Annotated in this window: 14 protein-coding genes; 8 read left to right on the top strand and 6 right to left on the bottom strand. The window is 50.2% G+C overall.

Annotated features, from left to right (window positions below; translation table 11 throughout):
- Positions 1-131: 131 nt before the first annotated feature.
- The 3 genes from P2G85_RS02870 to P2G85_RS02860 all read right to left on the bottom strand — a co-directional run bounded on the left by P2G85_RS02870 (position 132) and on the right by P2G85_RS02860 (position 6,095).
- The gene (locus tag P2G85_RS02870; protein WP_275862612.1) at positions 132-2,492 is read right to left on the bottom strand and encodes an ATP-binding protein; all 2,361 of its coding nucleotides are present in this window, start codon (positions 2,490-2,492) and stop codon (positions 132-134) included.
- A gap of 543 nt (positions 2,493-3,035) precedes the next feature.
- A complete protein-coding gene (locus tag P2G85_RS02865) occupies positions 3,036-5,078 on the bottom strand; it encodes a prolyl oligopeptidase family serine peptidase (RefSeq protein ID WP_275862611.1) in 2,043 nt (680 codons plus the stop codon).
- A gap of 117 nt (positions 5,079-5,195) precedes the next feature.
- A complete protein-coding gene (locus P2G85_RS02860) occupies positions 5,196-6,095 on the bottom strand; it encodes a LysR family transcriptional regulator (RefSeq protein WP_275862610.1) in 900 nt (299 codons plus the stop codon).
- 172 nt (positions 6,096-6,267) lie between these two features.
- Between P2G85_RS02860 and P2G85_RS02855 the strand changes: the two genes are divergently transcribed.
- The 5 genes from P2G85_RS02855 to P2G85_RS02835 all read left to right on the top strand — a co-directional run bounded on the left by P2G85_RS02855 (position 6,268) and on the right by P2G85_RS02835 (position 13,918).
- A complete protein-coding gene (locus P2G85_RS02855; protein WP_275862609.1) occupies positions 6,268-7,962 on the top strand; it encodes an L-lactate permease in 1,695 nt (564 codons plus the stop codon).
- A gap of 160 nt (positions 7,963-8,122) precedes the next feature.
- Entirely contained in the window at positions 8,123-8,878 is a 756-nt protein-coding gene (locus P2G85_RS02850) for a (Fe-S)-binding protein (protein WP_275862608.1), read from the top strand.
- Positions 8,878-10,305, top strand: a complete 1,428-nt coding sequence (locus tag P2G85_RS02845) for a LutB/LldF family L-lactate oxidation iron-sulfur protein (RefSeq protein WP_275862607.1) — start codon at positions 8,878-8,880, stop codon at positions 10,303-10,305. The genes P2G85_RS02850 and P2G85_RS02845 overlap by 1 nt, the downstream gene beginning before the upstream one ends.
- On the top strand, positions 10,305-10,964 hold the full coding sequence (locus tag P2G85_RS02840; RefSeq protein WP_275862606.1) for a lactate utilization protein C: 660 nt from the start codon (positions 10,305-10,307) through the stop codon (positions 10,962-10,964). Before P2G85_RS02845 ends, P2G85_RS02840 begins: the two co-directional genes overlap by 1 nt.
- A 116-nt stretch (positions 10,965-11,080) precedes the next feature.
- Positions 11,081-13,918 (top strand): FAD-binding and (Fe-S)-binding domain-containing protein, encoded by a 2,838-nt coding sequence (locus tag P2G85_RS02835; protein ID WP_275862605.1) that lies wholly within the window; start codon positions 11,081-11,083, stop codon positions 13,916-13,918.
- Positions 13,919-13,977: 59 nt separating this feature from the next.
- Here P2G85_RS02835 and P2G85_RS02830 read toward each other — a convergent pair whose 3' ends face one another.
- Positions 13,978-14,325 (bottom strand): helix-turn-helix transcriptional regulator, encoded by a 348-nt coding sequence (locus tag P2G85_RS02830; protein WP_275862604.1) that lies wholly within the window; start codon positions 14,323-14,325, stop codon positions 13,978-13,980.
- Positions 14,326-14,661: 336 nt separating this feature from the next.
- Between P2G85_RS02830 and P2G85_RS02825 the strand changes: the two genes are divergently transcribed.
- Positions 14,662-15,762 carry a mechanosensitive ion channel family protein gene (locus tag P2G85_RS02825; protein WP_275862603.1) on the top strand — a complete coding sequence of 367 codons (1,101 nt, stop codon included), beginning with the start codon at positions 14,662-14,664 and terminating at the stop codon, positions 15,760-15,762.
- A gap of 44 nt (positions 15,763-15,806) precedes the next feature.
- Here the strand turns inward: P2G85_RS02825 and P2G85_RS02820 are convergent, their stop codons facing one another.
- Together P2G85_RS02820 and P2G85_RS02815 are read right to left on the bottom strand one after the other, a co-directional pair.
- Positions 15,807-16,526 (bottom strand): carbonic anhydrase, encoded by a 720-nt coding sequence (locus P2G85_RS02820; protein WP_275862828.1) that lies wholly within the window; start codon positions 16,524-16,526, stop codon positions 15,807-15,809.
- 391 nt (positions 16,527-16,917) lie between these two features.
- Complete coding sequence (locus P2G85_RS02815; RefSeq protein ID WP_275862602.1) at positions 16,918-17,826, bottom strand: LysR family transcriptional regulator; 909 nt, start codon at positions 17,824-17,826, stop codon at positions 16,918-16,920.
- 149 nt (positions 17,827-17,975) lie between these two features.
- Here P2G85_RS02815 and P2G85_RS02810 point away from each other — a divergent pair, with 149 nt between their 5' ends.
- Together P2G85_RS02810 and P2G85_RS02805 are read left to right on the top strand one after the other, a co-directional pair.
- Positions 17,976-18,440 carry a DoxX family protein gene (locus P2G85_RS02810; protein WP_275862601.1) on the top strand — a complete coding sequence of 155 codons (465 nt, stop codon included), beginning with the start codon at positions 17,976-17,978 and terminating at the stop codon, positions 18,438-18,440.
- Between the two features lie 66 nt (positions 18,441-18,506).
- A complete protein-coding gene (locus tag P2G85_RS02805; protein WP_345795419.1) occupies positions 18,507-19,460 on the top strand; it encodes a glutathione S-transferase C-terminal domain-containing protein in 954 nt (317 codons plus the stop codon).
- The last annotated feature ends 124 nt before the right edge of the window (positions 19,461-19,584 follow it).

The following is a 19,584-nucleotide window of genomic DNA, read 5'->3' as shown; positions in this document are numbered from 1 at the left end:
TATTGGTTCACAATATTTGTGACAAGATTCCGGCACTTACGCCGGAATTTTGTTATTATGAAGAGTTATGATCAGTTATGGAGGATTAAATAGAAAAACCACAAAAAAACAGGCCCTCAGTTGCCAAAAGGTTACTTGCGCAACGAGTTGAGTTTCGCCTGGGCTAAACCAAAAATAGTGTTAATCGGATAAGAGCCATCATCGGTGGCCGTTCCTGCAGGTTTGCCAGTCAATAACTCAATCGCTTCAGTTACATGTTCGATAGCCCAAATATGGAACTCGCCCTTGGCTACCGCTTTCACCACATCGGCGCGCAACATCAGATTATGCACATTTGAACGGGGAATGATCACCCCTTGTCCATGATGACGGCCTTTAATCATGCAGACATCATAAAAACCTTCAATTTTCTCGTTCACCCCACCAATTGGCTGCGCTTCACCAAACTGGTTCATCGATCCGGTGATCGCAATATCTTGTCGGTTTGGCTGTTTTGAGAATGCTGATACCACAGCACAGAGTTCTGCCATGCTGGCACTGTCACCATCGACACCACCGTAGGATTGTTCAAAGGTGAGCGTCGCTGTCAGTGGCACCCGGGCGGTTTTACCAAACACCGAAGCAAGATAAGCCGAGAGAATCATCACCCCTTTAGAGTGAATCCGCCCGCCCAGTTCCACACTGCGCTCTATATCAATGACATCACCTTCACCATAGCAGGTGGTCGCGGTGATACGGTTTGGCGCACCAAACATGTGATCACTGGTACTCAGCACTGACAGGGCATTGATCTGACCAACTTCAACGCCTTCAGTACGGATCAAAGTCGTACCATTCTTAAACGTTTCCATCACACTGTCTTGCAAGCGGCTAACACGCATCTCCTGATTCTTCATCGCCTCTTCAACATGGCCAATGCGGATCATATTGGAGTTGGCTTGCCGTGCAACGTAGTTCGATTCACGCAACAGGTTGGCGATATTGGCTGAGTGGAGTGACAGCTTATTCTGATCGCCCGATAGCCTTGAGCTGTACTCAATGATCCGCGCAATCGCCTTTTTGTCACAATGCAACATGCCGTTGTCATGCACAACACTGGATATAAAACGAGCATAATGCAGTTCTGATTCCGGTGTGCGCGGCATCTCATCTTCAAAATCTGCGGTGACCCGGAACAGCTCACTAAACTCTGGATCATAGTGCTGCAACAACTGATAGGTACGGTAATCACCAAACAGAATGATTTTAATATCCAGAGGGATAGGCTCGGGATCGAGTGACACAGCTCCCGTCAGGGTGACTTCTTTTTCGAGTGAAGTAAAACTCAACTTGCGAGAGCGTATCGCCCGTTTTAATCCATCCCAGACATAGGGCTGCTCCAGAACCTTCTGCGCATCCATGAGCAACACACCACCGTTGGCCTTGTGCAGACTCCCGGCGCGGATAAGGGAGAAATCGGTAAACACCGTCCCTTTAAACGTTGCGGTTTCAATCGAGCCAAACAGAGTATGATAATTAGGGCTCTCTTCCACCACCACCGGAAACTCACTGTTTTTGCGGCTGACCAGTACGTTGACTTTGTAGCGCCTTGGCAAATTCTTATCTAACGAAGCAGTAGCGATTTCCCCTTGCTCAGCACTCTGATCCAAAAAAATGTCTGCGTTTTCCACAATGTCTTTTTGCAGCTCGGTCAGATAAGTTTTGATCACCGGATACTCGGAATAGTCCAGCTTGAGTTGCTTGATAAAATGGGTGATCACATCCAGTGTCACTTCATCATTCAATTTCCTGATTTTCTCACTGTATGACTCTTCCCACTCGGTCAGCTGACGCACCATGGAGCGCAAACTGACTTCCAGCTGATCAATGCGATTGGCAAAGTGCTCCTGCTCTTTTTTGCTCAGCTCATCAAACGATTCTTCCGTATGCGGCTCTTCCCCGTTCATCGCCACAAACTGATAATCCCCTTGTGCGGTAATGGTCAGACTGATGCCTTTCTCTTTGGCATCCTTACCAATCCGATCCAGTTCCGATTGCTGCTTCTGGGCTAACTGGTTTTTAAGCCTTTCTGCGCGGGTATAGTACATCTCATTGTCAAACGCTAGCGGCATCGCATTCATCAGCTTGGACATCAGTTTTTCGATGTCCGCTTTGAGCCGGTTGCCCACCCCACAAGGGAGCTGCAACACTTTCGGCACTCGGGTATCCTCAAAGTTCGCCACATAACACCAGTCAAACAAAGCTTTGACATCATGCTTATGGCGGTTGAGGTAGCGCAGGATCATGGTCCGCTTACCCAACCCGTTCTGACCTATCGCATAAATATTGTACCCTTTCTCCTTGATCGACATGGCAAACTCAACCGCTTTCTGCGCGCGTTCCTGCCCGACGATTTCATCGATAGGAGCTAGTTCCTTGGTGGACTTAGATGGCATCATGGCCAGCTCAGCTTTTGAATACAGCTGACTGGTTTCTAACCGATTCACTGCCATACCCGTCTCCTTTTTCTTTTATCGTATGCTCAGTGTAGAGGTTATTTATTGAAGTTTAAGTGATTTATCTATCACCCCTGCCCGACAGCACATTTTTTAACCGCCTTACATCAGTAACTAACTGGCAAGGTGTCCCATCGGCGACTGTTTTGCCAGAGGGGGGAGGAATACCATAACCAGACAAACAACAACTGTAATGATTAAACAAGCTCAGACCGATGCGCAAAAGCCCCGCCACACACCAAAGCTGGCCAGTACCTTAAGCCGGGTGATGGGCAGCACAGTTATGACAGAAAACGGTGTAAATTACCGACATATCACAATAACTTAACAATGTTGCATATAAATATACTACTCTTTATCTGAGTGGTCGAAACTGCCACTCCATCTGAAAATGGCATAGCTGCCGTTCGGTTTGGCCGCCGACACTGGTTGGTTCAGTGGATCAGACTTAGTCACTCTGATACCGTTCTATGAGTTCCCCCCAACCAAAAAAATGCCGCGTTTGCGCGGCATTTTTTAATGGCGAAAAACCCTGCTGCTCTAAAGAGACTCAATCCCCATATTAAACAGAGTAAAAGCATAGCTGTCGGCCATCAGATCGATCTGTTTGTTAAGCGGCATCCCAGCGCCGTGACCGGCATTCACATCGATACGGATCAATACCGGCTGATCGCCTTGATGTTTGGCCTGCAGCTCGGCAATGAATTTGTAAGAGTGAGCCGGCACCACCCGATCATCATGGTCGGCGGTGGTGACCATCGTCGCCGGATAGGCCACCCCGGCTTGCACATTGTGTACCGGCGAATACCCCAGCAGGTAGCTGAACATTTCTTCACTCTGCCCAGCGGTGCCGTAATCGTATTTCCAGCCTTCACCGGAAGTAAAGGTATGGTACCGTAGCATATCCAGCACCCCCACCGCTGGCAGTGCAACCCTGAACAGCTCCGGACGTTGGGTCATGCATGCCCCGACCAGCAAACCGCCATTGGAACCACCACGAATGGCCAGGCGCTCCGGGCTGGTGTAGTTTTCGGCGATCAGATATTCCGCTGCCGCGATAAAATCGTCAAATACATTCTGTTTGTCGAGTTGGATCCCCGCATCATGCCATGCTTTACCGTATTCGCCACCACCACGCAGATTCGCCACCGCGTAGATGCCGCCCAGATCCAGCCAGTTCGCAATATGACAGGAAAACATTGGTGGCAGGCTGACATTAAAGCCGCCATAGCCATACAGCATGGTCGGTGTGCTGCCATCCGGTTTGAGTTCTTTTTTGTACGAGATGATCATCGGCACCGGCGTGCCATCTTTCGAACGGTAGAATACCTGCTTAGACTCGTATTGATTGCGTTCAAACGGCGCTTGCGACTCCTGATACACCTCAGAAGCACCAGTAGCGACATCAAACAAGAAGATGGTTGGCGGTGTCACGTAGTTGGTGAAGGTATAGTACAGCGTACTATCCTCAGCAAGGCCAGCCAGGCCAGCCAGGCCATAAACGGTACCCTGTCCCGGCAGGTCGACGTCACGAACCAATTGGCCCTGATAATCAAACTGCTGAACTTTGGATAAGACGTCCACCATGTAAGTCGCAAACAGATGGCCGCCGCCCTTGCTGATCTCCAGTGGCTGATCCTGTTCCGCGATCACCTCACACCATATACCGCTCTCCGTGTGGTAGCTGACGACTTTGCCGTTCGGCGCATCCAGGTTGGTATAAAACAACAGTCGCTGTTGTTGGCTGTCGATCAGGTAAGTGTCCGAGCGGGTGTGCTCCAGCAGCGGAATGACCGCCTGGTCAGCACTCGCCAAATCGACGTAATACAAGCGGTTGCCGGAGGTTGACTCAGCAGCAGTGATGATCAGGTAGCAGTCGTCCTCGGTGGTTGTGCCCGATACATAGCGGTGTACCTGGCCGTCCAGCGCACCAAAAATCACCCGATCCTGTGACTGGGCCGTGCCGAGCTCATGGTAGTACAGCTTATGCTGCTCGGTGCGGGCCGATAACTCACTCCCTTGTGGTTTATCATAGCTGGAGTAGAAAAAACCACGGCTACCCAGCCAGGAGATGGCGGTGAACTTTGCATCGACGATGGCTGGCTCTGACTGCTGCCTGGTTTCGACATCGATCACCACGATCTTGCGCCAGTCACTGCCGCCTTCTGATATCGAATACGCCACCAGGCGGTGATCTTTAGAGAAGCTCACTTCGCCTAACGACGTCGTACCATCGGCAGAAAAGCTGTTCGGATCCAGAAAGACTTCCGCCTCACCGTCACCTTTACGCCGATAAAGGACACTCTGGTTTTGCAGCCCGTCGTTTTTGTAGAAATAGGTGTAATCGCCGCGCACAAACGGCTGTGAGTACTTGGCGTAGTTTTGGCTGCTGGCGAGCCTGTCACGGATCTGCTGCCGGTAGGGGATCTGGCCTAAAAAGTCAAAAGTGACTGAGTTTTGCCCGGACACCCATTCGGCGGTCTCCGCGCTGCGATCATCTTCCAGCCAGCGATAAGGATCGGCGATTTGCTGGCCGAAGTAGTTATCGACGGTAGTGTCTTTACGTGTTTTTGGGTAATGCATACGTCCGTGTTGCTCCGTTTTCTGTGAACGATTGATTTATTGAGAACTATTATCATTAGGGTAAAACGTTGCGATTTCAACCTCAGCTATGCAACATTTCGCAAATTTATGAGTTGCTTAGAAGTAATGAGAGATGGTCAGATAGCGCTGACGAATATGTTCAATCAACAGTTTAACTTTGTTCGGCGGCTGGCGGGTAAATGGGTAGACCGCATAGATGCCGAGCTTCTTCCCCACCAGTTCGGGGAAAATATCCACCAGCTGACCATTACGAATATCGTGATACACCAGGCAACGCGGCACATACGCGATACCGTGACCTCCCAGTGCCGCTTTACGCAACGCGGTAGCGTTGTCGGTAGAGAAACTGCCAGAAACTTTGACAATGTAATTGCCTTTATCTCCCTTAAACTCCCAGTCGCTGGCACCGGTCGTCTGGTAGGCATACTGCAAACAGTTATGCGAACAGAGGTCAATTGGCTCAAGCGGTTTACCTTGCTTGGCAATATAGGAAGGAGACGCACACACCACCCACTGGGAATCGAGAATATGGCGCGCAATCAAACTGGAGTCTTCCAGATAGCCGGTGCGGATCACCAGATCGTAACCGCCAGCGACCAGATCGACAAAGCGGTTATCCAAAGACATATCGACGGTCAGCCCCGGGTGCATATTGCAGAACTCGGCTACGGCATCGGCGAGGATCAGGTCGCCGGAGATAGTCGGCACTGACATTTTAATGTGGCCGCTGACATTTTCACCAAAACCCGACACGGCATCCATCGCTTCCTGAGTGGCTTGCTTCACATTTTTAGCACTGTGTAACAAAACCTTGCCTGCCTCAGTCAGGGTCAATTTACGCGTTGTACGATATAATAACTGTACGCCTATTTCCTCTTCCAGCCGGGCAATTCTTTTACTAACCACCGAATTTGTAAGGCTATTTTCTTCAGCCACCTTACTAAAACTGCCCAGTTCTACTACCTGGGAAAACAGGATTAAATCATCTGCTCTCATCTGATTATGTGATTTTTGGAATTAATTATTTTCATTATTTCCCTATATCAATAAAAAACAAAGGGGTAAATTCACCTCAAATTAACAAATCAATTACAAAAACAATAAATTTTTTCAAGCCACAGCGTCAGCAGTTGTTGAGATTGGAAAATCAGAGTACGAGGAAGTACCCATGAGTGAAACATTGTTAGCCTTGATCGCGTTTTCGCCGATCGTCGTCGCTGCCATCCTACTTGTTGGCCTGAACTGGCCAGCCAAAAAAGCCATGCCTGTCGCCTTCGGGTTGACGGTATTTATTGCCCTGGTGTTCTGGGACATGTCTGCCACCCGGGTACTAGCCTCTGTCTTTCAGGGCTTAGGCATTAACGTCTCGGTGCTATGGATTGTCTTCGGTGCTATCTTTTTGCTTAACACTTTAAAACACACCGGCGCCATCACCACCATCCGTAACGGTTTTACTGACATTTCGGCCGACCGCCGGGTACAGGCGATCATCATCACGTGGTGTTTCGGTTCATTCATTGAGGGAGCATCGGGCTTTGGCACCCCAGCAGCCATTGCTGCGCCGCTGTTGGTTGCGATTGGCTTCCCCGCTTTGGCGGCCGTGTTAATGGGCATGATGATCCAGTCCACGCCGGTGTCATTCGGCGCGGTCGGCACCCCGATCATCGTTGGCGTCAATAAAGGCCTGGACACCCACAATATCGGTGAAACTCTGGTTGCCCACGGTTCTAACTGGGACGCTTACCTACAGCAAATCACCTCAAGTGTGGCACTGATCCATGCAACAGTCGGCACCCTGATCCCGGTCCTGATGGCCATGATGCTGACGCGCTTCTTCGGCAAAAACAAGAGCTGGAGCGAAGGCCTGGACATTCTGCCGTTTGCTCTGTTTGCCGGTGTCTCCTTCACCATCCCTTATGCCCTGACCGGCGTATTTCTCGGCGCGGAGTTCCCATCACTGATCGGTGGTCTGGTTGGCCTGGCGATTGTCGTCACCGCAGCGAAAAAAGGCTTTCTGGTACCTAAATCTCAATGGGACTTCGAAGCGGAAGATAAATGGCCGGCTGAGTGGTTGGGTTCGCTGAAAATCAACCTGGATGACCATGCAGGCAAGCCAATGAGCCTGGCTAAAGCCTGGGCCCCATACGTGATGCTGGCCGTGGTTCTGGTTGCCAGCCGTGTCAGCCCTGATTTCAAGAACCTGCTGAAAAGCGTGAGTGTATCGTTCAGTAACATTCTTGGTGAAACCGGTATCAGCACTGCAGTGCAGCCGCTTTACCTGCCGGGTGGCATCCTGGTGTTCGTTGCCTTATTAGCCGTAATCCTGCAGTCAGGCAGTGCCAAACCTCTGGCAAAAGCATTCGGCGAATCAAGCAAAACCCTCATCGGCGCCAGCTTTGTTCTGGTGTTTACCATCCCGATGGTACGAATCTTCATTAACTCCGGTATTAATGGGGCTGAGTTGGCCAGTATGCCGGTCGCTACCGCCAATTTTGCTGCTGACCTGGTGGGCAATGCCTTCCCGGCCCTGAGTGCTACGGTAGGAGCCCTGGGCGCGTTCATTGCCGGCTCCAACACCGTATCTAACATGATGTTCAGCCAGTTCCAGTTTGAAGTAGCGCAAACGCTGACCATTTCCAGTGTGGTGGTCGTCGCGTTGCAAGCCGTCGGCGCCGCGGCCGGTAACATGATCGCCATCCATAACGTGGTAGCGGCCTCCGCGACCGTTGGCTTGCTCGGACGAGAAGGGGCCACCCTGCGTAAGACGATCATCCCGACGTTCTACTACCTTGTTGTAACCGGCATTATCGGTCTGATCCTGATTTACGGTTTCCAGCTCACCGATGCATTGATGACCAAATGATGCGTTGATGACCAAATAGCACACACAGTTTTTGAGCAGAGCACATAAAACCTCTGCCAACAATATGACGCTGCTGTCGACTCGACCCCGACAAACCGTGTGACCTCCACTCACACTCCCCCCTGGCAGCAGCGTCATTCTTTACACGGGAGCACTGCCAATGCGTATTTATCCAGCCAAGCCAGAAAGGGTGTATTTTTATGCGACTTGCCTGGTGGACTTATTTGACCCGGAAGCGGGTCTGGATGCCATGTCACTACTTGAGCAACAAGGCATCGAGGTCATCTTTGTCGAAAAACAAACCTGTTGCGGTCAACCCGCCTACTCTTCCGGGTTTGACGACGAAGCGAAACAAGTCGCCCTCAGCCAGATGGCACTCTTTCCGGAGCATTACCCCGTCATCGTGTTATCGGGATCATGCGGGGGGATGATGCACCATCATTACCGCCGCCTGTTTCAAGGCGATGAAAATCAAACCCAAGTGGACCAGTTCTGCGAGCGCGTCTTCGAGCTGACCGAGTTCCTGGTCAATGTATGCCGCGTCAAGCTCAACGACCAGGGCAAGCCCACTTCTGTGGTAATGCACACCTCCTGCGCCGCACGTCGTGAAATGAATGTACATGTGACGGCGACCGAACTGCTGTCTCAACTGGATAACGTGGAACTACGTATGCAGGAGTATGAGAGCGAATGTTGCGGGTTTGGCGGCACCTTTTCGGTACGCCACCCAAATATCTCTCAGGCGATGGTGGAGGATAAAACCCATCACCTGTCAGCAACCAACGCCGATACCTTAGTCAGTGCCGACTGGGGTTGCCTGCTCAACATCAATGGCGCACTGGAATATCAGGGCAAAGCGATGCAAGGTCGTCACCTGGCCAGCTTCCTGCTTGAACGTACCGGAGGGAAAGCCTAATGTTGCAAACACCACAACAGTTTCATCAGCAAGCTAAGCAGGCACTGGCAGATAAGCAGCTGCGTGCCAACTTTCGCGGCGCGATGGATTATCTGCGCGATAAGCGCAAAGCCGCTTTCTCCGACCCAAAAGAAGAAAAGGCCATCCGCGATTTAGCCGAGGCCATCCGCCAGCGCTGCTTAAGTAAGCTCCCGGAACTTTTGGAACAGCTCGAATTCAACTGCTACCGCAACGGGATCCATGTCCACTGGGCCGAGGACGCCGATGAAGCCAATGCCATCATTGCCCACATCGCCCATGCCCACCAGGCTCAAATGATCATCAAAGGCAAATCAATGGTCAGTGAAGAGATTGAGCTCAACCACGAAATGGCGAAGCTTGGTATCGAATGCCTGGAAAGTGACATGGGCGAGTACATCGTGCAGCTTGACGGGGATAAGCCTTCACACATCATTATGCCGGCGATCCACAAAAATAAGCAGGAAGTCAGCGACACCTTCAAGCATAACCTGGAGGGTTTCACCCCGACCACCGACGTCGACAGCCTGATCCAGACCGGTCGCCAACGCCTGCGGGAAAAATTTCACGATGCTGACATCGGCTTGTCCGGGGTCAACTTTGCCGTAGCAGAAACCGGCACGCTTTGCCTGGTCGAAAATGAAGGCAATGGCCGGATGTCAACCACAGTCCCCAATGTACACATCGCGATCACCGGGATTGAAAAAGTCGTGGAGTTCCTCACCGATGTGCCGCCACTGTACAGCGCCCTGACCCGCTCGGCCACCGGACAGGCGATCACCACCTATTTTAATATGATCACCTCGCCGCGTAAGCCGGTTGAAAAAGATGGCCCGCAGGAAGTTCATCTGGTACTGCTCGATAACGGCCGTTCGCAGGCTTATCGCGATGAAGAACTGCGCAAGACTCTGCAATGCATCCGCTGCGGTGCTTGTATGAACCACTGTCCGGTGTACACCAAAATCGGCGGGCACGCCTACGGCACCGTTTACCCGGGCCCGATCGGCAAAATTATCTCTCCTCATCTGTTGGGACTGGATAAAACCAAGGATCTGGTGACAGCTTCTAGCCTGTGCGGGGCGTGTGGCGAAGTCTGTCCGGTACGCATTCCTATTCCGGAGATGCTGCAGCGCCTGCGCCGAGAGTCAAAAAAATCGCCTAAAGCCGGACAACAGGCCGTAAAAGGGCAGAAAGCAGCTCACAACACGGCAGAAGCAGCCGCAATGAAAGGTTACGCCTACGCCGCCAGCCACCCGAAGCTCTACCACACCGGCACCAGTGTCGCGACCAAATTGCGCGGGCTGGTGCCAAGCAAACTGGGACCATGGACCCAGTGCCGCAGTGCACCAAAACCAGCAGAAAAATCCCTGCACCAGATTATGATTGAAAAACGCCAGCGAGGTAAATGATGAGCCAGGCCAAAACAAACATCCTTAACCGCCTTAAAGCCGCAGACCCGATGGAAAAAAGCTCGGCTCATCTGAGCTATCAGCCCTGGGGGCACGGCCAAAACATTGCCACGGCAGAGAAAGTCAGCCGTTTTGTCGATGCTTTACAGGCCACCCATGCTGAAGTCCATGCCATTTTGGAAACGCAGCTGGCCGATACCATTGCGGCAGTCACAAATGAAAAAGGCTGTCAGCGCGCCGCCATCGGTAGCGACGGCGAGTATATCCCGGCATTTCAGCAAGGATTGAGTAAACTTGAGGTCACCGCTTTTGAGCAAAAAATCGAAACGTGGAAAAGTCAGCTGTTCAACCAGATCGATGTCGGCGTGACCCACACCCTGGCCGGCATTGCCGATACCGGGGCGCTGGTGTTGTGGCCGGGTGAGGGGGAACCCCGAACCCTATCACTGGTGCCACCCAGGCACATTGCGGTGATCAAACAATCGACACTGTACAGTAATTTTCTCGAAGTCATGGTAGAGCAGAATTGGTCTACTACCATGCCGACCAATGCGCTACTGATATCAGGCCCGTCAAAAACCGCCGACATCCAACAAACCTTAGCCTACGGCGCTCACGGACCCAGTGAGCTAATTGTGCTATTACTTACTGATAAGTAAACCAAAATTCGACTAGCCTCTGTCGGGTCCGACAGAGGCATTATCGACGATGAACCCGGCAGCCATCAAAAGCATGACACAGCGCTGTCCAGATACTGCGAGCAAAGGAAGCAACCATGGCCAATTCCATTCCAGACGTTACCTACCTGCAACTAGAGACCAGGTTGGCAACGCGTATTGATCCCCAACGCATTGTCACCCAGGAAGCGAAACGACTTGCCTATGGTACCGATGCCAGTTTCTACCGTCTGGTACCGAAAATCGTGTTGCGGCTTAACTCTCTCGAAGAGGTGATTTTTGCCATCCAGAGCTGTCGTGATCTCGGCGTTCACTGCACCTTCCGCGCTGCGGGTACCAGTTTATCCGGCCAGGCGGTATCTGACTCGGTATTGATCACGCTGACCGATGACTGGCGAGGTCACAAGATCATCGCCGATGGCCACAAAATACTTCTCCAGCCTGGAGTGATCGGCGCAGATGCCAACAAACACCTCGCCCCTTACCAGCGCAAAATCGGCCCGGATCCGGCCTCGATCAATACCTGCAAAATCGGCGGGATTGCCGCCAATAATGCCAGCGGGATGTGCTGTGGTACCGCGCACAACTCCTACCGTACCGTCGACAGTATGAAGATCGTGTTCAGTGGCGGTACCCTGCTTGACACCAGTGATGCCGAAAGTATCGCGGCCTTTAAAGCCTCCCACCCCGAAATGCTGGCTGGCATTACAGCACTATGCAAGCAAACCACTGATAACAAAGAACTTACACGCAAAATAAAGCACAAGTACCGTTTAAAAAACACCACCGGCTATGCACTTAACGCTCTGGTGGATTACCAGGATCCGATCGAAGTGATCGAACACCTGATGATCGGCTCAGAGGGTACGTTGGGCTTTATCGCTGAGATAACCTATAACACCGTTGTCGAACATCCACACAAAGCCTCAGCCTTGCTGGTGTTTGCCACCACTGAGGAAACTTGCCGCGCCGTCACAACACTTGCAAACATGCCGGTCGCGGCGGTTGAGCTGATGGACGGCCGCGCACTGCGCTCTGTGGCCGATAAAGCAGGCATGCCGGCATTCATTCAGCAACTGGATCTAGAAGCGACGGCAATTTTGGTCGAATCTCACGCCGGAGATCAGGCTCAATTAGATTTACAATGTAAATCTATTATGGACGCCCTGGCTGATTACACCATCATGGAGTCAGTGCCCTTCACCAGCGACCCGGCGACGGTCGCAACATTATGGGGGATCCGCAAAGGCATGTTTCCAGCTGTTGGAGCGGTACGGGAAGTGGGCACCACAGTGATCATCGAAGACGTTGCTTTCCCAATCGAAGCCCTGGCTCATGGAGTTCGGGATCTACAGGGGCTGTTTGATAAATACCACTACAGCGAGGCGATCATTTTTGGCCACGCACTGGAAGGTAACCTGCACTTTGTATTCACCCAAGGCTTTGACAGCCAGGCAGAAATCGAGCGCTACGGCCAGTTTATGGATGATGTCGCCGATCTTGTGGCCGTCAAATATCAAGGCTCACTCAAAGCCGAGCACGGTACCGGGCGTAACATGGCGCCTTATGTTGAGCTAGAATGGGGCACAGAAGGCTACCAGCTGATGCAAAAGATCAAAACGCTGTTTGATCCTGAAGGCCTGCTCAATCCGGGGGTGATCATCAATGACAACCCCCACGCCCACATTGAAAACCTCAAACCGATGCCCGGCGCGGATCCTCTGGTTGATCGCTGTATCGAATGTGGTTTCTGTGAACCGGTCTGCCCTTCGCGCACCCTCACCTTGTCACCAAGGCAACGTATCGTTTTATACCGCGAGCTGCAACGACGCCAACATGCCGGCCTTGAAACCGAAGCCTCTGAACTGAAGAAAGTATTCGATTACCAGGGGATCGATACCTGCGCCGCAACCGGTCTGTGCGCTGAACGCTGTCCGGTTGGCATTAATACCGGTGATTTGATCAAACAGCTGCGCACCGCCAAATACAAAAAGTTTACCCCGATCGCCAAATGGACTGCCGACCACTTCAGTGCCACCACCAGCATAGCGCGAGCCGGACTTAGCGCCAATCAGGTTGCCAGCAAACTACTCGGCCAGAAAACCGTCGGCAGACTGACCAATGGCCTGCGCACCCTCACCAAGGGAGCCACCCCAATCTGGTATGCAGAGTACCCGCAAGCCAACCGCCACGACCTAAGTAAGTTGCCGCTACCACACACCCTAAATGAGAACAAAGTGGTTTACCTGCCTTCCTGTGCCAGCCGCAACATGGGCCAACAAGCGGATGCCCATGATCAGCGTTCACTGACAGAAGTGACAATGTCACTATTGCACAAAGCCGGGTTTGAAGTGCTCATTCCAGACCAGCTCAATGAGCAGTGCTGCGGAATGCCCTATGACAGCAAAGGCATGACTGAGCTGGCCGAATCCAAAGCCAGGCAGCTTGAACAGGTATTATGGCAAGCCAGCCTTGAGGGTAAATTGCCGATCCTGATGGATACCAGCCCGTGTGCCAAACGCAGTATCGAACAATTCAGCAAGCCGCTAGAGATCCTCGAACCCACCGGCTTTGTCAGCAAATATCTGCTGCCATATCTGGATATCCGGCCCGTGGATGAAACCATAATGCTACATATTACCTGTAGCTCACGCCGGATGGGGCTGGAGAGCAGCATACTTGCGCTGGCGCAGGCCTGCGCATCGGAGGTGATTGTTCCCGAGCACATCCATTGCTGCGGCTGGGCCGGTGACAAAGGTTTCACCACGCCTGAGCTTAACCAAGCCGCCGTACATCCACTCAAAGCTCAAGTGCCACAGGGCTGTAAACGGGGCTTCAGTAACAGCCGGACATGTGAAATCGGCTTGTCGCATCACAGCGGGATCCCGTATCAGTCGATACTGTATCTGGTCGATGAAGTGAGCCAGACAAAATAACAAATGCGAGCCAATTGGCTCGCATTTGTTATCTGAATCCGGGCGATGGTAATCACGCTTCAGTTGAGCTTATGTTCATACTCAATCACGACTTGATTACCATCAACGAAGACATTGCGAATCTCACCATCAACCGTGACACGATTCTGCAAATAGATAGCACTGCCGTTAGTTAAATCGCGTTCAGAAAGCGATGGGATCACCCGTGACGGTCGGACATGCAGCTGTTCACACAACTGGTTAACAAACCTTAGCGTCAGTGGGGCACTACCACGCAACAGTGCGGAAAACTCGTGTAGACTCAATCCCAGCCGCTTGGCCATTTCCATCTGGGTTATGTGCATTTTGGCTTTCTGTGACATCCAAATGTCATAGAGTGCATTTCTGTCCAGTTCCGTAAATTCCATAACCGCCTCCGCATCATCAAGTGCGCATACCCTCTCACAGATCGCTGGTATAAATGTTAGCGATGAGTCAAAGAACCTACAATTCATTGAGAGAATAGTAAGTTATTAACACAAAATACGAGCTGAGTCACATCACTTAAAGTATGAAATTTATTTAATATTCAGCAACTTGGTTATTATCCGCAACGCCGCGCATGAGGCTTAACGCACAAAGTTACCGATCGGAACCCGACCTAAAAACCACCAATAAATCAAACAGTCACGCCAGTTACACTATGGTGATATTAAGATTTCTGCTACCTTGCTGTCATCGCTCAACAAAAAAACAAGTAATCTATGCCAAATTGGATTTCAAACCTGCAGGACTATTTACTCATCAGCGAACAGCACTGGGCCGGAAGCGTGCTTTTCCTGACGATCATCAGCTTTATCGCCTGGATAATGTGGCGCGTGGTCTACGCTCGACTTTCGCATATAGCAGAGAAAACCACCTTTCATTGGGACAACTTGCTACTCAATGCAATTAAAACGCCACTCAGCGCACTGATATGGTTGTGGCCTGCGACCGTCTCGTTAGGCATCGCTCTGGAAAATGAACTGCATGATAAGTTTGACTGGCTGGGTACACTGAAGCAAATCTTGGTCATCACCATTTTAGTCTGGACTATCATCCGTTTAGTCTCAAACGTTGAAGGGCACGTTTTGGCCCAGAATAATCGTGATGAAACCACCGTACAGGCGATAGCAAAAATAGTTCGGTTATTTTTCATTACCATTGGTGTTCTGACCGTCATGCAAGCATTCGGACTAAGTTTGTCCGGACTGCTGACTTTTGGTGGTGTTGGGGGGCTGATCGTCGGTTTGGCAGCCAAAGACCTGTTGTCCAACTTTTTCGGTGGCTTGATGATTTACTTCGATCGTCCATTCAAAGTTGGCGACTGGGTCCGCTCTCCCGATCGGCAAATTGAAGGCACAGTGGAGCGCATTGGCTGGCGGATGACCTGTATCCGCACCTTCGACAAACGGCCGCTGTATGTACCAAACTCGGTATTCAGCAACATCATAGTGGAAAACCCGTCACGGATGCTCAACCGCCGCATCCACGAAACGATCGGCCTGCGCTACGATGATGCGGATAAAGTCCCGCAGATCATCAAGGCCGTGCGCGAAATGCTAAAAAGCCACAAAGATATCGATACCAAGCAAACCCTGATCGTTAACTTTGATGCCTTTGGCGCCTCGTCGCTGAACTTCTTTATTTACACCTTCACTAAAACCGTTAACTGGGTGCGTTATCATGAGGTCAAGCAGGATGTACTGCTGAAAGTGGTCGATATCATTAAACAGCATGACGCTGATATCGCCTTCCCGACCCAGACACTTAAGTTAGATCCGGTCAGGATGGAACAGCCGGTGGCAGAAGAAGAATACCTCTAGCGACAGCTCCAGGCCCATCCGGATCCGGATGGGCTTGTGATTAACTAGCGCTGATTCAGGATCAGCCGCGCATTAATTGCCTGAACAGGGCGGTTATTCTCCCCCATCACCGCCATCAGTTGCTCAAGCTGCGGCTTAGAAAGCGTCTGCGGCTGTTTCATGACCAACCAGCGTACCCCTTCGGAACAAGGTGGTGTGGTTAATGAGCCATTAAAACGATAGTAACCCCGTTCACTTGGGATCAACGCGCTGGTTTTGAACGGTTGCGCCAGAGTCACCTGCTCGCCTTCGGCCGGAATTTCAGCCAGCATATCAGCCAATGCCGGGTTGCTCTTCCCGCTTTCAAAGAACACCGCTACCACGGCTAAATTACCTTGCGCATCAGCGTGAACATAATGCATCTCCAGCGGATAGGGCTTGCCATCAATCCGGTTTTCAGACGGGGTATGGAAATGAAATTGCCTGAGCGCAAAAGTATGCCCGTCAAGCGTAAGTATGTTGTCTCCGGTTAACCCGGTCTGCAGGGTATGGCCATTGTTGGTTAGCGAAACCACATCGCCCTGATAATGCATTGCCAGATCCGGCAGTTCCGCAGACACGGACGCACGAACGTCCACCGGGCTCTGATTTTTCCCTTTCGCACACTCCGGTGCAAACTCGCCCCAATGCTGCGGGCCATGAGCCCCTTCATAGCCCCAGTTTGCCGCCTGCAACCCGCCTGAAAACAGTACCGACAAGCCGAGTGCTATCCATGTTTTGTTCATCATTTTCCCTTTTCTGGTTATATTGTGAAAGCGCACACATAATAAACCCCGCTTAGATAGCAGAAACAATATGAAATCTTTGATTACCGGACATAATTGGAAGTAAGTCCCCACTCACTGCATATGGATTTTCGCTTGGCACGTACCGGTACAAATCCGGATAAACGCTGATGTTGTTCAGCATAAGAACGATGACAAGTCGCTCCGATAAAAATCAGAATTTGTTCAGGACAGTTAGCTTGTAAAGGCCGGTTTTTAATACCATGAAGTTGCCCGTTACACTACTGGTGTCAAACTTACCTTAATAAGCATAGAAGTGCCTTTTCATCTCGATACACCCGCGATTTCTCATTGGCTTGATGAAAGCCACATAAGCGAAAGTAGTTACTCACTACAGTTCGTCCCAGTATGGCGGCTGACCATAATAACTACCGAGAAAGTCTAAAAATACACGAAGCTTAGGTGCTAACAACTTTCTGTGTGGATACACTGCAAATAAGCCGAGAGGATTAGGTTCGAACTCATTCAGTAATGTTACAAGTTTTCCCTGCCTTAATGCCTCTCCCACGATAAAAGTAGGCTGGAGAATATAGCCTTCGCCGGCAATGGCGGCTTCCATAAGCACTTCTCCGTTGTTTGCCGCATATTTGGATTGTTTTTTTTGTTCAATAACTCGTAGTGCCTGAAACAATGGATGATTTGACTGACCGTACTCCATGTAGGTGTAGCGTAGAAAATCCCCGGGATTAAGCTCGTTAGGATGTGTCGGCAGCCCGACTTTCTTTACATACTCTGGCGATGCACAGAGAACCAGCCGTACAGGCGCAATTTTCTTGGCAATGAATGACGAATCTTTGAGGTTTCCAATCCGCAGTGCAACATCAAAGCCTTCTTCAACTACTTCCACCTTGCGATCACTGAGCTCTAGGTTAATCGAAACGTCAGGGTACTGTTTCTTAAAATCTCTGATTAATGGCGCTAAGTGAAGCGTCGAAAATGATACCGGCGAACTAATGTGCAGAACACCTTGCACCGAGTTTTGCATCTCGCCGAAATACCCTTCCATGTTACTAACACTCTCAAGAATGAGTTTTGTTTGCTGGTAACACTGTTCTCCGGCTTCAGTAAGATGCACTCTGCGGGTTGTTCTATTGAACAGCCTGGTACTCAAATGTTCCTCCAAGTTAGATACATACTTACTCACCAATTGATTAGATGTGCCCAGTTTGTCCCCAGCCTTAGTGAAGCTCCCCTCTTCTGCAACCGTAACAAATGCTTTCATTGTATCGATGCGATCCATATTTCCTTCACCTTTTACAAATAAATCGTTGGCAATCAAACAATATTATAACCATTTATCAATAAAAGTATTGCTATTAGTATTTTTATTAGTTCGACAGAAGTGATTTTCACGGTCAGTTTTAATTAACAAGTTTGAGGAAACAAATAATGAACAAACAACTTATTAAAAAAGTACTTAACTCTGAAGCGGGTTTTTCGGCACTGGTACTGCGTGTTCCAATCGGAATAATCTTAGCTGCTCATGGTGCACAAAAACTGTTTGGTTGGTTTGGTGGATATGGGCTTGAGGGAACAGGGCAATGGATGGCCAGTATTGGCCTGGAGCCCGGCTACTTAATGGCGCTGTTGGCTGGCAGTGTCGAGTTTTTTGGTGGCATGGCATTAATAGCCGGACTGTTAACACGACCAACTGCGGCAATAAGTGCAATAACAATGTTAGTGGCAATAATCAGCGCGCATGTGGGCAATGGTTTGTTTTTATCCAACAATGGTTACGAGTTTGCACTGGCACTATTCGCTGCAACGCTTGCTCTGGCATTCCAGGGGGCTGGCCGCTTATCGGCAGACAGCTTGCTAGCTCAATCCATCGTAAAGAATGGTTCACACGACTAAGTGTTTCATATGGCCAGGATTCAGCCTTCCTGTAACAGCAGGAAAGTATTTTAGAGGAGACAAATTATGTTAGTTAACGGTGTATGGAAAGAGAACTGGCAGCCAGTACAAGCACAAGATGATCAAGGAAGGTTCATCCGACAAACATCTTCATTTCGTCACTGGATCACTCCAGACGGCACCCCCGGCCCCACAGGTCACGGTGGATTTAAAGCAGAACGCGATCGCTATCATCTTTATGTTGCTTACATTTGCCCATGGGCAAGTCGCACTTTGATAGCACGAGAGTTAAAAGGCCTGCAAGATATTATTTCCGTCACGGTGGTGAATCCCCAATTATCCGAACAGGGTTGGCAAATTGGCGGTTTTTCAGAGAGTGAAGCGGATACCCTCAATAATGCCACTTATGTACACGAACTATATAGTCAGGCCAACCCTGATTTTACAGGACGGGCGACAGTACCTGTGTTATGGGACAAGAAGACGAAAACCATCGTAAATAATGAATCTGCTGATATCGTACGAATGTTCAACACAGCCTTTACTAACATTGTTGAGAAAGGTCCGGACCTGTATCCAATCACTCTGCAATCAGACATTGACACGCTAAACAGCCACATGTACTCACACCTCAATGATGGCGTCTATCAGGCTGGGTTTGCAACAACGCAGAAAGCGTATAACGAAGCCTATGAGAATGTGTTTTCAGTATTAGATGAGTTCGAAAACCGATTTAAAGATGGCAGAAAATTCTTATTCGGTGAATCACTTACAGAGTCAGATATTCGTTTGTTTGTGACCTTGATTCGATTCGATGTTGCCTATCACGGATTGTTTAAATGTAACCGTAATCTCATCAGAGACATGCCTAACTTGTTTGCATACATGCAGCGTGTCTATGGTATTGACGGCGTGAGTAATACCGTCAATATCGAACACATTAAGGCGGGCTATTATTCAATAAAGGCACTCAATCCTACGGGAATTATCCCCCTTGGCCCAAGTGCGACTTTTGCATAGGTCACTTTCGAGAAAACTTATCCTCTTGAATTTTCTTCATGTTCTCTTTGAGTACGTTTCAATTTGAATTCGATCATAATATGTGTTCAATGGCATTTATTAATTAAGTTGTATAGAAACTGCA

Source organism: Vibrio sp. CAU 1672, assembly GCF_029223195.1.
In the GTDB taxonomy this organism is placed as follows: Bacteria; Pseudomonadota; Gammaproteobacteria; order Enterobacterales; family Vibrionaceae; genus Vibrio.
Note: the sequence above shows the minus strand (reverse complement) of the source record. Positions and strands in the feature narration are given on the sequence as shown.